This is a genomic window from Bradyrhizobium pachyrhizi, assembly GCF_001189245.1.
Classification (GTDB): Bacteria; Pseudomonadota; Alphaproteobacteria; order Rhizobiales; family Xanthobacteraceae; genus Bradyrhizobium; species Bradyrhizobium pachyrhizi.
The window spans coordinates 155,928-167,420 of sequence record NZ_LFIQ01000084.1 but is presented as its reverse complement, the minus strand read 5'-3'; the positions used below and the strand labels follow the sequence as shown (position 1 = coordinate 167,420).

At 66.1% G+C, this 11,493-nt stretch carries 13 protein-coding genes; 8 read left to right on the top strand and 5 right to left on the bottom strand.

The window, feature by feature from the left end; all coding sequences use genetic code 11:
* Positions 1-38 precede the first annotated feature (38 nt).
* Positions 39-1,004, bottom strand: coding sequence for a 2-hydroxyacid dehydrogenase (locus AKL29_RS19565; RefSeq protein WP_028332828.1), 966 nt, complete (start codon positions 1,002-1,004; stop codon positions 39-41).
* Between the two features lie 530 nt (positions 1,005-1,534).
* On the opposite strand from AKL29_RS19565, the gene AKL29_RS19560 reads away from it, so the two are divergent.
* The 6 genes from AKL29_RS19560 to AKL29_RS19535 all read left to right on the top strand — a co-directional run bounded on the left by AKL29_RS19560 (position 1,535) and on the right by AKL29_RS19535 (position 6,599).
* Positions 1,535-1,903 carry a YciI family protein gene (locus AKL29_RS19560; protein WP_028332829.1) on the top strand — a complete coding sequence of 123 codons (369 nt, stop codon included), beginning with the start codon at positions 1,535-1,537 and terminating at the stop codon, positions 1,901-1,903.
* Positions 1,900-3,180, top strand: a complete 1,281-nt coding sequence (locus AKL29_RS19555) for an RNA polymerase sigma factor (RefSeq protein ID WP_028332830.1) — start codon at positions 1,900-1,902, stop codon at positions 3,178-3,180. The genes AKL29_RS19560 and AKL29_RS19555 overlap by 4 nt, the downstream gene beginning before the upstream one ends.
* Positions 3,181-3,379: 199 nt before the next feature.
* Entirely contained in the window at positions 3,380-4,897 is a 1,518-nt protein-coding gene (locus tag AKL29_RS19550) for an arylsulfatase B (RefSeq protein ID WP_050385241.1), read from the top strand.
* 192 nt (positions 4,898-5,089) lie between these two features.
* A complete protein-coding gene (locus AKL29_RS19545; RefSeq protein ID WP_050385240.1) occupies positions 5,090-5,500 on the top strand; it encodes a DoxX family protein in 411 nt (136 codons plus the stop codon).
* 33 nt (positions 5,501-5,533) lie between these two features.
* Positions 5,534-6,070: an SRPBCC family protein gene (locus tag AKL29_RS19540; protein WP_050385239.1), complete on the top strand. Its 537-nt coding sequence runs from the start codon at positions 5,534-5,536 to the stop codon at positions 6,068-6,070.
* Between the two features lie 118 nt (positions 6,071-6,188).
* A complete protein-coding gene (locus AKL29_RS19535; protein WP_028332833.1) occupies positions 6,189-6,599 on the top strand; it encodes a VOC family protein in 411 nt (136 codons plus the stop codon).
* Positions 6,600-6,801: 202 nt separating this feature from the next.
* On the opposite strand, the gene AKL29_RS19530 is transcribed toward AKL29_RS19535, so the two are convergent.
* The 3 genes from AKL29_RS19530 to cobT form a co-directional block, all read right to left on the bottom strand.
* The gene (locus AKL29_RS19530; protein WP_050385238.1) at positions 6,802-7,224 is read right to left on the bottom strand and encodes a S49 family peptidase domain-containing protein; all 423 of its coding nucleotides are present in this window, start codon (positions 7,222-7,224) and stop codon (positions 6,802-6,804) included.
* A 114-nt stretch (positions 7,225-7,338) separates the two neighbouring features.
* A complete protein-coding gene (locus tag AKL29_RS19525; RefSeq protein WP_410712141.1) occupies positions 7,339-7,569 on the bottom strand; it encodes a hypothetical protein in 231 nt (76 codons plus the stop codon).
* Between the two features lie 231 nt (positions 7,570-7,800).
* Positions 7,801-8,814, bottom strand: coding sequence for a nicotinate-nucleotide--dimethylbenzimidazole phosphoribosyltransferase (cobT, locus tag AKL29_RS19520; RefSeq protein ID WP_050385237.1), 1,014 nt, complete (start codon positions 8,812-8,814; stop codon positions 7,801-7,803).
* 178 nt (positions 8,815-8,992) lie between these two features.
* Here cobT and cobS point away from each other — a divergent pair, with 178 nt between their 5' ends.
* The gene (gene cobS / locus AKL29_RS19515; RefSeq protein WP_050385236.1) at positions 8,993-9,745 is read left to right on the top strand and encodes an adenosylcobinamide-GDP ribazoletransferase; all 753 of its coding nucleotides are present in this window, start codon (positions 8,993-8,995) and stop codon (positions 9,743-9,745) included.
* Between the two features lie 70 nt (positions 9,746-9,815).
* Positions 9,816-10,382 carry a histidine phosphatase family protein gene (locus AKL29_RS19510; RefSeq protein WP_050385235.1) on the top strand — a complete coding sequence of 189 codons (567 nt, stop codon included), beginning with the start codon at positions 9,816-9,818 and terminating at the stop codon, positions 10,380-10,382.
* Between the two features lie 234 nt (positions 10,383-10,616).
* On the opposite strand, the gene AKL29_RS19505 is transcribed toward AKL29_RS19510, so the two are convergent.
* Positions 10,617-11,405 carry an SDR family NAD(P)-dependent oxidoreductase gene (locus tag AKL29_RS19505; RefSeq protein WP_050385278.1) on the bottom strand — a complete coding sequence of 263 codons (789 nt, stop codon included), beginning with the start codon at positions 11,403-11,405 and terminating at the stop codon, positions 10,617-10,619.
* Positions 11,406-11,493: the final 88 nt, after the last annotated feature.

Here is an 11,493-nt window from a genome sequence, read left to right as displayed (position 1 = left end):
CGGATTTCGCTTCGCTGCATCCGGGCTACACGCAGGTGTCAATACCCCCGCTTGCGGTCGACCAGGTTCTCCAGCGCGCCGCCGGCCTCGAAGCGCGCGATCTGCTGTGCGACATATTTCGAGATCTCGTCGGCGTCGGTGTCGGCGGCGTTGTGCGGCGTCAGCACCACCTTCGGGTGGCTCCAGAACGGACTCGCCTCGGGCAGCGGTTCGGTCTCGAAGACGTCGAGCGAGGCGGCACCCAGCGTGCCGTCATCGAGCGCGCGCAGGATGTCGGCCTCGTTCTGCAGGCCGCCGCGGCCGGCATTGATGATGACGGGCGCGCCGAGCGGGCTCTCGCGGTTCAGCTTCGCGAACGCATCGCGGTTGAGCACGTGCCTTGTGTCCGGCGTCAGCGGCAGCAGGCAGACCAGGATGTTGGTCTCGCGCAGGAATGCGTCGAGCCCGTCCGCGCTGTGATAGCAGGCGATGCCGTCGATGCGCTTCTCGCTGCGGCTCCAGCCGACGACGCGAAAGCCGAGCGCGCGCAGCGCCTGCGCCGAGGCGGCGCCGAGCGTGCCGAGCCCCATGACGCCGACGGTGATCGCGCTCGCCGCCCACTGGTAGTCCGGCGCCCAGCGCTTCACCCGTTGCGACTCGCGCAAATAGAGCTCCTGGCGGTGATGCATCAGCACGTGCAGCACGACATATTCGGTCATGCGCTCGGTGAGATCGGAGACCGCGACCCGCACCAGCGGCACGTCGGGCAGCGAGCGATCGGCCATCAGCGCGTCGACCCCGGCGCCGAGATTGAAGATGACGCGCAGGTTCTTGAATGCCGCGAGTTCGCCCGGCTTCGGCTTCCACACCGCGGCGTAGTGCACCTCGGCGGGATCGAGCGCGCCGTCCGGCAGCAGCACCACGCGGCGATCCGGGCAGACCGCGTCGAACCGCGCCTTCCAGCGCGCCGACGACCAGTTTTCCGAGCCGCCATTGATCAGCAGCGCGAGCGCGCCCTTACCCATCCCGATACCTCCAACGTCTATGTGATTTAAGTCACATAACGGGTCCGACCCGCTTCCTTATCTCCTGCCATCAACAGGGGAGAACTTCCATGCGCAAACTGATCCTGGTGTCGGCTTTCATCCGCTCCGCCGTCGCCACGGTCCACGCCCGTGCTCGCAAACGCTGACACGCCGGCTCAGGCTCAACCGGCCGTTGCTCCAACGCAGAACGAGGCCCAACCGGCCTCATCGCAGGCTCAGGCGCAACCCGTGGAGTCTCCGCGGCGGCAGGCGTCCCGTTCGGTGGGGAGGAGCCACATCCGCCATCGAGAGAGCGATGAAGCCAAGGCACGCCGGATCGCCGCCCGCTACGGCGTCTATTGGTAACCGCACGTTCATCGTCGCCGCGACAAACGTCCCGTTCGTCGAAGCTCGCCATGAAGTCCCGATCAAAATCCACCGTCGGCACCCGGAACCTAAATTTCTTTCGCGCCCCCTGTCGGCAGCGGGCATAATCGTTCGTTCTTGCAATGAACGGAGATGCCTTTTCGATGCTGTACGCCATCCTCTGCTATCATGACGAAGACATGGTCGGCTCCTGGAGCAAGGAACACGACGCCTCCGTCATGCAGAAACTGTCCGTTGTGCAGGACAAGCTCGCCAAGCAGGGCAAGCTCGGCCCGGTGGCGCGGCTGTTGCCGACCACCGCGGCGACCACGCTGCGCAAGGAAAACCCGCCGCTGGTGCTGGACGGCCCGTTCGCCGAAACCAAGGAACAGCTGCTCGGCTTCTATCTGGTCGAGGGCAAGAACCTCGACGAGGTGCTCGACATCGCGCGCGACCTCGGCGAGGCCAATCCCGGCGGCACCTATGAGATCCGCCCGGTCGGCTACTTCAATCAGGGAGGTACCAAGGCGTGAGCGTGACCGACACCGCCTGGATCGATGCTGCGTTGACGTCCGCGCGTCCCCAGGCGGTCGGCGCATTGCTGCGCTACTTCCGCAATCTCGACACCGCCGAGGAGGCATTCCAGAACGCCTGCCTGCGGGCGCTCAAGAGCTGGCCGCAGAACGGCCCGCCGCGCGATCCCGCGGCGTGGCTGATCATGGTCGGCCGCAACGTCGCGATCGACGAGGTCCGCCGCAACAAGAAGCAGCAGCCGCTGCCCGACGACGACCAGGCGATCTCCGACCTCGACGACGCCGAGGACGAGATCGCCGAGCGGCTCGACGGCTCGCATTACCGCGACGACATCCTGCGGCTGCTGTTCATCTGCTGTCACAAGGATCTGCCGGCGACGCAGCAGATCGCGCTCGCGCTGCGCATCGTCTCAGGTCTCACGGTGAAGCAGATCGCGCGCGCCTTCCTGGTCTCGGAAGCCGCGATGGAGCAGCGCATCACGCGGGCCAAGGCGCGCGTCGCCGATGCCAACGTGCCGTTCGAGACGCCGGGCGCGGTCGAGCGCAGCGAGCGGCTCGCCTCGGTCGCGGCGATGATCTATCTGATCTTCAACGAGGGCTATTCGGCGAGCGGCGACACCGCCGAAATCCGCGCGCCGTTGTGCGAGGAGGCGATCCGCCTCGCCCGTCTGCTGCTGCGGCTGTTCCAGAGCGAGCCGGAGATCATGGGGCTTACCGCGCTGCTGTTGTTGCAGCACGCCCGCGCCGAGGCGCGCTTCGATGCTGACGGCGAGGTGATCCTGCTCGACGACCAGGATCGCAGCCTGTGGAACCAGAAGCAGATCGCCGAGGGCCTCGCGCTGATCGACAAGGCGATGCGCCACCGCCGCAGCGGGCCGTATCAGGTGCAGGCGGCGATCGCAGCGCTGCATGCCCGCGCGGAAAAGCCCGAGGATACCGACTGGACCCAGATCGATCTGCTGTACGGCGCGCTCGAGGTCATGCAGCCGTCGCCGGTGATCACGCTCAACCGCGCCGTTGCGGTCTCCAAGGTGAAGGGGCCGGAAGCCGCGCTCGAGATGATCGAGCCCTTGGCACCGCGGCTTGCCAACTACTTCCATTATTTCGGCGTCCGCGGCGCCTTCCTGATGCAGCTCGGCCGCAACGAGGAGGCCCGCATCGCCTTCGACCGCGCCATCGCGCTCGCCAACACCACCGCCGAAGCCGCCCACATCCGCATGCATATCGACCGCCTGATGCGCGACAGCCAGCCGCGCAGCGCGAAGGCGGGGAAATAATCGTCCAAGTCGTCGCGCGGCCGTCATGCGCGGCCCTGAGCCGGTATCGCTTCCTCCTCGAACGCGACGCTTCCCTCGAAGCCCCGATTGCCGCCCGGCGTCGAAACGACGCCGGCTGCCGCCATTGTCTGCTTCCCTGCGGCGCGCCTCCGCAGTAGCCTGCGTGAATTGCACACAAAACTATTGCTCGGAGAATGAAATGATTGATCGCCCGCTCGATGAATCGGTGCATTCAGCGCAAGGCAATCGCCAAATGAATCGCCGCGATCTCCTGCTGAACGGCAGCTCGGTTCTGGCCATGCTTGCGTTGGCCTCGATTGCGCCTGCGAACCCCAGGTCTGCCGCCGCGCAATCGACCGCGCCGCGCCCGCACATCGTTTACATCGTCGCGGACGACCTCGGATGGAAGGACGTCGGATTTCACGGCTCCGACATCAAGACCCCAAATATCGACAAGCTTGCGCAGGACGGGGCCCGGCTCGAGCAATTTTACGTCCAGCCGATGTGCACCCCCACCCGGGCAGCATTGATGACCGGCCGTTATCCGTGCCGCTACGGCCTGCAAACCCTGGTCATTCCGACGCCCGCCAAGTACGGATTGCCGACAGATGAATGGCTGCTGCCGCAGGCGCTGAAGGAAGCAGGCTACAGGACGGCCATGGTCGGAAAGTGGCACCTTGGGCACGCCGACCGCAAGTTCTGGCCGCGTCAACGCGGGTTCGACTACCACTATGGATCGATGGTGGGCGAGGTCGATTACTTCACCCATTCATCGGCAAATGTGCGCGACTGGTATCGCAACGACAAGCCGGTGAATGAGCCGGGCTACGTCACTCAATTGTGGGGTGCGGATGCAGTCGCGCAAATCGACGCCCATGATCCAAAGACACCGTTGTTTCTCTATTTGGCCTTTACCGCTCCGCACTCGCCTTACCAGGCTCCCAAAGAATATATCGACAGGTACCGGCATATCGAAGATCCAACGAGGCGCACCTACGCCGCCATGATCACGTGCATGGACGACGAGATCGGCAAGCTGGTCTCCGCGCTCGAACGGAAGAGGATGCGCGAGAACACCTTGATCGTCTTCATGAGCGACAACGGCGGCAACCAGACCGCGCTCCTTGCCGGGGATGCCGACGTGTCGAAGCTGAAGCTGCCAGCCGACAACGGTCCTTACCGCGGCGGAAAGGGCGCGTTGTACGAAGGCGGGACGCGCGTCGCCGCATTCGCGAACTGGCCCGGGCAGATCAGAGCTGGCGAGGTGAGGGAGATGATGCACGTCGTCGACATGTTCCCGACGCTCGCCGGTCTCGCCGGCGCCGACCTCGCCAAGGGAAGCAAGGGAAAGCCGCTCGATGGGCTGGACGTCTGGGCCACCGTCAGCAAAGGCGCCCCCTCGCCCCGGCAAGAGGTGGTGTACAACATCGAGCCGTTCCGCGGCGGTGTGCGCGCAGGTGACTGGAAGCTGATCTGGCGGACGCCGCTTCCTTCGGCGATCGAGCTGTACAATATCCCGCAAGACCCGTCGGAAAAAACCAATCTGGCCGAAAGCAATCCCCAGAAGGTCGCGGAGTTGCAGTCCCGCATCACGCAGCTCGCGAGGGAAAGCGCCAAGTCCCTGTTCCTTATCGATGCGTTCGCGGCGGTCAAGGGGGCTTCATACGGACCGCCGTCGCTGCCCAGCGAGGATGCCTTCTTCACGCAAGGTGATTGAGGGCGCGGGGGCCGCCCCGTTGAAGGGGCGAACCTCATTGGATCTGGCCGGATGCCCGTGATTCAAGCTCCCGTACCGGGAGCTTCGACCGTGCATCGCGACGACGTCCAAAAATCTTCACCGGGGTTGTCGGCCTCGCATTCCGCCGTTCGTCTTGATGGCAGAGCATCACCAAGCGTTACGGAGCCTGTCATGCCGACGGTCGTCGACACCGAAGTCTCAAAGCCCGCCCGCATCACCGGCCGCGTCATGAGCGGCGTGGTCGTCCTGTTCCTGCTGTTCGACGGCGCGGTCAAGCTGGTGCCGCTGTCGGTCGTCACCGAGACCATGGACAGGATGGGCTTCGGCGCGAGCGATGCGCTGGCGCGCAGCCTCGGCATCATCACCATCGTCTGCACGCTGCTCTACTCCGTGCCGCCGACCTCGATCCTCGGCGCCATCCTGCTCACCGGCTATCTCGGCGGCGCGATCGCATCGCATGTGCGGATCGGCAACCCGCTGTTCACCCACACGTTGTTCGGGCTCTATCTCGGCCTGATGCTGTGGGGCGGGCTCTATCTGCGCGACGGCAATCTGCGCGCAATGCTTCCATTTCGCCGGTGAACTATTGTTCAATTCATCCTTGTGGAGACTGTCATGTTGGAGATCGTTGCCATCATCGCGATTGTCCTCGGCGTCGCGATCGCCGTCATCCTCATCCTCGCGGCGACCAAGCCGGGCACGCTCCGCGTCACGCGTGCGATCAGCGTCAACGCGCCGGCCGAGCGGATATTTCCGTTGATCGACGATCTCCATCAGTGGACGCTCTGGTCGCCCTACGAGAACCGGGATCCGGCCATGAAGCGCATCTATGGCGGCGCCGGGCGCGGGCAGGGAGCGGCCTATGCCTGGAACGGCAACAAGAATGTCGGCGCCGGCCGCATGGAGATCCTGCAATCCTCCGCGCCGTCGAAGATCGTCATCAAGCTCGACTTCATCAAGCCGTTCGAAGGCCACAACACCGCCGAGTTCACAATGCTGCCGCAGGGAAATGCGACCACCGTCACATGGACCATGTATGGTTCGGCCGTCTTCATGTCGAAGGTGATGCAGGTGTTCATGAACCTGGATCGCATGATCGGCAGGGATTTCGAGGTCGGTCTCGCCAATCTGAAGAAACTGACTGAAAAGTAGCGCGTTTTCGAACGAGGTGGTTACCGGTTCGTGTCAGGAAAACGCGTCAAGATAACAATCCGGAGCCCTCGTTCCGATATGATCGGGACGAGGCTCGAATGACCCAAGGGAGCATGCGATGCAGGTCAACCCCTATCTCTCCTACGACGGCAATTGCGGCGCCGCGCTGAAATTCTACGAGAAGGTTCTCGGCGCCCGGATCGAGGAAACCTTCCCCTACGGCGAGGGCAGTGCGGAGATGCAGACGCCGCCCGGCTGGAAGGACAAGATCATGCACGCCCGCCTCACGATCGACGGCGAGATCATCATGGCCTCCGACGCCCCGCCCGGCCACTTCCAGAAGCCGCAGGGCTTCCACGTCGCGTTGCAGGTCGAGGATCCCGCGGAGGCGGAACGCCGCTTCAAGGCGCTGTCCGACGGCGGCACGGTGACGATGCCGTTCGGCAAGACGTTCTTCTCCAACGGCTTCGGCATGTGCGTCGATCAGTTCGGCATCCCCTGGATGGTGAACTGCCCGCAGGGGATGTAGGCCGCGGTAGTTGGACAGTCATCCCCGCGCAACGGCTCCGCCGTTGTCGCTGAGGTGGCCGCTTCTTCAGCGGCCCTCGAAGGTTCGACGGCTCGGCTGTGGCCGTGCATCCTTCGAGGCTCGCCCAGCGGTGCAAGTGCACCGCGGGCTCGCACCTCAGGATGACGGGTCGGACTACGTCAGTTGTTTGGTCAAGGCGCCGCTACCTACACCGCGGATAGATCGCCGCGAGCTCGCGGCCGCGCAGCAGCAGCAGGCGCGAGGTCAGGCCGCCGCGGCGGACGATCCAGCCGCGCACCGGTGCCGGATAGGCTTGCAGCACCGCCACGGACGCTTCCGGCTCGGCATAAGTGTGGCCGCGCCGGTCGATCGAGCGGGCGGCGTGAAAGCCGAGCACGGCGCGCCGCGTCACGCAGATGCGGTCGCTCGGCACCATCGAGAGCACCAGCGTGCAGGCCGACAGGCAGGGCCCGTCGATCACGACGCGTTCGCCCGATTCGCGCACCTTGTCGAACAGTTCGATGAACGGGCCGACCTGCCCGCCGGGGCTGGCGAGGATACGAACGTCGGCCTGCGCGCAGCTGACGGTTGCGCAGAGAGCTACCGCCGCGACAAGTATTTTCATGCGCGCAATCCCTGCCCACGATGCGACCGAGGTGCTGTCGCATCTGAAGTCGCAAGGCTCGCGCCGGAATGGGGCATCGTCAAGACCGATGACCCGGTCGCGACAGCAGGTGGCTCAGGCCGCCCGATTCTTGAGCGCGCCAACGATCGCAGTGAGCACTGCGCCGGCAACGCCGCCGCCGGCGACCTGACCGATGATGCTGCCGATGTCAGGCGCAGCGCCGGAATTGGCGAGTAGCGGGATCAGCATGCCCAGAAGCTGTCCGCCCGCGCCGCCACCGATGGCGCCTGCGATGGTGTTTCCGAGCGTGCCGAGATCGATGCTTGGCTGCTCCGGCAGCGACATTGCCGCCGACGGCTCCGCTGATGACTTGAATGATCAGATTGATGAGGACGCCCGACATGACGTGATTTCTCCTCGGTATCTGGTGCAACGCGGCTGAGGCGCCGGCCGGCGCTTCACCGACAAGGTTAGACCTCCAGAGCGCAAAGATCATGCTGCGCACGCGAAGATTGCGGCTCGTGCCGACGGTATGCACCGGCTTTTTGAGGGAACCGCCGGGCGACCCCGAGGGCTTCAGCCCGCGCCGGAGACGCCGGCCTCGGCAAAGGTCGCCATGCCGCCATGACAGGCGAGCGCCGCGCGCAACAGCAGGATCGCAACCCCCGCGCCGGAGCCTTCGCCGAGCCGCATGTTAAGGTCGAGCAAGGGGGCGAGTTCGAGCTCGCGCAGCAATTCGCGGTGGCCGAGCTCGGCCGACACATGCCCGGCGCGGCAATGCGCGAGGCTATCGGGCGCAAGCCGCGCCAGCGGCAGCACCGCCGCTGTCGCCACGAAGCCGTCGAGCAGTACCGGAATGCAGCGTGCGCGCGCTGCCAGCACAGCCCCCGCGATCGCCGCGAGCTCGCGTCCGCCGAGCGACATCGCGGTGACGAGCGGATCGTCGATCACGCCGCGATGCAGCTTGAGCGCCGCATCGATCGTGGTGCGCTTGCGTATCAGCCCGGCATCGTCGACGCCGGTGCCGCGGCCGGCCCAGCGTACGCCGCGCCCGCCCATCAATGCCGCGCACAGCGTCGCGGCGACCGTGGTGTTGGCGATGCCCATCTCGCCGACCACGAGCAAATCGCATTGCTCGGGCACCGTGCGCCAACCGGTATCAAGCGCGACGAGGAAATCGGCGGCGTCCATCGCCGGCCCGGTCGTGAAATCGCGGGTCGGGCGCGCCAGCTCGAGCGGCTCGACGCGCAGCTCCGCACCGGCAAGCTTGGCGATCTGGTTGATTGCTGCGCCGCCGGCGGCGAAGTTCGCCACCATCTGCGCGGTGACCTCGGAGGGATAGGCTGAAACGCCGCGCTCGGCGATGCCGTGATTGCCGGCGAACACGGCGATCGTGACGTGGTCGAGCCGGGGCATCTCACATCGCTGCCAGCGCGCCAGCCAGATCGCAACCTCCTCCAGGCGGCCGAGGCTTCCCGGCGGCTTGGTCAGGTTCTGCTGGCGCTGCGCGGCGGCCGCGGCACTGGCCTCGTCGCCCTGAGGCAGGTCGCGACAAAAGCCGCGGATGTCGTCTAGAGTACTGAACTGCATGCGATTCCCTCGTCGAGCGGGCCGCAAGCTAATGCATGATCCGGAAACGTGTGAAGCGGTTTTCCCTCGCGACAAATGCGTAGCATTTGCGCGGAGATCATGCCCTAACAAGAAGCTGAAGCGCGATCAGATCGAGCCCGATCTCGTCGCGCTTTAGCCCAATTTCCAGGCCTTCACCATGAATCAATGGCTCGACGATCTCCGGACCGCGACCGCCTTCCTGACCCGCCTGCCGATGCCGCATCCAGACGGCGCGCGGACGGAGAGCTTTGCGCGGGCGCAGCGGCTGTTTCCCCTGGTCGGGGCCGCCATCGGGGCGGCGATCGGCCTGTTTTGCCTGCTGCTGCGGGCGATCGGTGTGCCGGATCTCGCCGCCGCGGCGCTCGCGCTCGGTGGCGGTGCGCTGCTCACCGGCGCGCTGCATGAGGACGGGCTCGCCGATGTCGCCGACGGGTTCGGCGGCGGCCGCGATGTCGCGGCCAAGCTCGAGATCATGCGCGACAGCCGGCTCGGCACTTACGGCGCGCTGGCGCTGGTGGTGAGCTTTGCCACTAAGCTCGCGGCTCTCGCGGCAATTCCGAATGGTCTCGTGGTGCAGAGCCTGATCGCGGCGCACGCGCTGGGCCGCGGCGTGCTGCCATGGATCGCGATCAGCCTGCCTTACGCCCGCAAGGACGGGCTCGCCGCCAATGCTGGAAGGCCTGATGGGACAATTGCCGTGGTCGCGGCCGGCATCGCGCTGCTGATCGCAATCCTCGCCTTGCCGTTCGGCAGCGCGCTGCTGGCGGCGATCGCGGCCGCTGTGAGCGCGCTGGTCATGGCGCTCGTGGCAAAGCGGCAGATCGGCGGCCAGACCGGCGATGTGCTTGGCGGCGTCGAGCAGGTCGCGGAGACCGCGATCCTGGTGCTGCTCGCGGCGCGGCTAGGTTAGAGCATGTTCGAGCGAAGTGGAGACCGGTTCGCGTGAAGAAAACGCGTCGAAATGAAAGTGTGAGCGGAACATGGATCGCGAAACGCGTCTCTGGCTGATCCGTCACGCGCCGGTGGACGGTCCGCGCGGCGTGATCCACGCGCCGGATGCGCCCGCCGACCTCAGCGATGCCGCGGCATTCGCGTCGTTGCAGGCGCGGTTGCCGGCTCACGCTCGCGCGGTCTGCAGTCCGGCGCGGCGCACCCGCGAGACCGCAGGAAAGCTCGGCCTGACTGCAACGGAGGACGACGCTTTTCGCGAGCAGGATTTTGGCGATTGGACCGGCCGGCGTCACAGCGAGATCGAAGCCGAGCTCGGCGCGGCCTATCGCGCGTTCTGGCAATCGCCGGGCAGCAACCGGCCGCCGCGCGGCGAAAGCTTTGCCGATCAGATCGCGCGGGCACGGGCAGGGCTCGCGCGCTTGCCGGCCGGCGACGTCGTGCTGGTCGTGCATTCCGGCACCATCCGCGCGATCCTTGCGATCGCGCTCGAGCTTGCGCCGGAGCTCGCGCTGCGCTTCGTCATCGATCCGCTGTCATTGACGCGGATCGACCGGCTGCCGAATGCCTGGCGCGTGGTCGCGGTGAACGAGCTCTGATAGCGCAGTGACTCTGCTTTACCTCGCCCCGCATGCGGGGAGAGGTCGGAACGCATCGACAGATGCGTTCCGGGTGAGGGGGAGTCTCCGCGAGACTAACTGATACTGAGCGCGGGGAGAGGGCCCCTCACCCCGACCCTCTAAGAGCGAGCTTCGTTCGTCTCGACCCCGTAAGAACGGGGCGAGGGAGCGCAGTCCCGTCGCGGCGGTGACATTAGTTCGTCCGATCAACCGTTACCCATTCCGCCGCGCGCCGCGCAGAGTCGGCAGGCCGATGCCGGCGGCGTCGAATCCGCCGTCGACGGCGAGGATCTGGCCGGTGATGTAGCTGGCGCGATCCGAGCACAGGAAGAAGATCGCTTCCGCCAGCTCCTCCTCCAGCCCATAGCGGTTGAGCGGGATGGCGTCGTGATAGTCGGCGCGGATCTCCGGCGTGTGAACAGCCTTGGCCATCGCGGTATCGACCGGCCCGGGCGCGACGCCGTTGACGCGGATGCCGAGCGAGGCGAGCTCGACCGCGAGCTGCTTGGTGAGATGCGCGAGGCCGGCCTTGCTGGTGCCGTAGGCCGAGCGCAGCGTCGAGGCGCGCACCGCCGAAATCGAGGTGATGTTGACGATCGCACCGCCGCCATGCTCGCGCATCACAGGCGCGGCCGCCTTGGTGCACAGGAACGGGCCGGTGAGGTTGACCGCCATGATCCGGCTCCAGTCGGCGTCCGAGGTCTCCAGCACCGGCGTGAACACAGCAATGCCGGCATTGTTGACCAGCGCGTCGAGCCGGCCGAACCGGTCCGTGATCGCAGAGATCGCGGCTGCCACGCCAGCGGTGTCCGATACGTCGCAGGTCAGCGCCAGCGTGTCGTCGGGCTGCTTCAGCGCCGCGACTGCCGCGCGCAGCAATTCACCCTCGATGTCGAGCAGCGCGACGCGCCAGCCGTCGGCGAGAAAGCGTTTCGCCGCGGCAAGCCCGATGCCACGCGCGGCGCCGGTCACGAGTGCGACTTTGAGGGAAGCGGAATTCATCGGATGGTCCATCGGTTCGGGCAGGAAATCCCGACCGTCTGCGACCTTTACCTGGTGATGTCAACCTGAGAGGCGCTCAACTGGCTCG

Bases quoted from the DNA above. Each gene is read 5' to 3' on its own strand.
- AKL29_RS19560 (WP_028332829.1), top strand. From the start codon at position 1,535: ATGCTGTACGCCATCCTCTGCTATCATGACGAAGACATGGTCGGCTCC.
- cobS (WP_050385236.1), top strand. From the start codon at position 8,993: ATGAATCAATGGCTCGACGATCTCCGGACCGCGACCGCCTTCCTGACC.
- AKL29_RS19565 (WP_028332828.1), bottom strand. From the start codon at position 1,004: ATGGGTAAGGGCGCGCTCGCGCTGCTGATCAATGGCGGCTCGGAAAAC.
- AKL29_RS19540 (WP_050385239.1), top strand. From the start codon at position 5,534: ATGTTGGAGATCGTTGCCATCATCGCGATTGTCCTCGGCGTCGCGATC.
- AKL29_RS19505 (WP_050385278.1), bottom strand. From the start codon at position 11,405: ATGAATTCCGCTTCCCTCAAAGTCGCACTCGTGACCGGCGCCGCGCGT.
- AKL29_RS19550 (WP_050385241.1), top strand. From the start codon at position 3,380: ATGATTGATCGCCCGCTCGATGAATCGGTGCATTCAGCGCAAGGCAAT.
- AKL29_RS19530 (WP_050385238.1), bottom strand. From the start codon at position 7,224: ATGAAAATACTTGTCGCGGCGGTAGCTCTCTGCGCAACCGTCAGCTGC.
- AKL29_RS19510 (WP_050385235.1), top strand. From the start codon at position 9,816: ATGGATCGCGAAACGCGTCTCTGGCTGATCCGTCACGCGCCGGTGGAC.
- cobT (WP_050385237.1), bottom strand. From the start codon at position 8,814: ATGCAGTTCAGTACTCTAGACGACATCCGCGGCTTTTGTCGCGACCTG.
- AKL29_RS19535 (WP_028332833.1), top strand. From the start codon at position 6,189: ATGCAGGTCAACCCCTATCTCTCCTACGACGGCAATTGCGGCGCCGCG.
- AKL29_RS19545 (WP_050385240.1), top strand. From the start codon at position 5,090: ATGCCGACGGTCGTCGACACCGAAGTCTCAAAGCCCGCCCGCATCACC.
- AKL29_RS19525 (WP_410712141.1), bottom strand. From the start codon at position 7,569: ATGTCGCTGCCGGAGCAGCCAAGCATCGATCTCGGCACGCTCGGAAAC.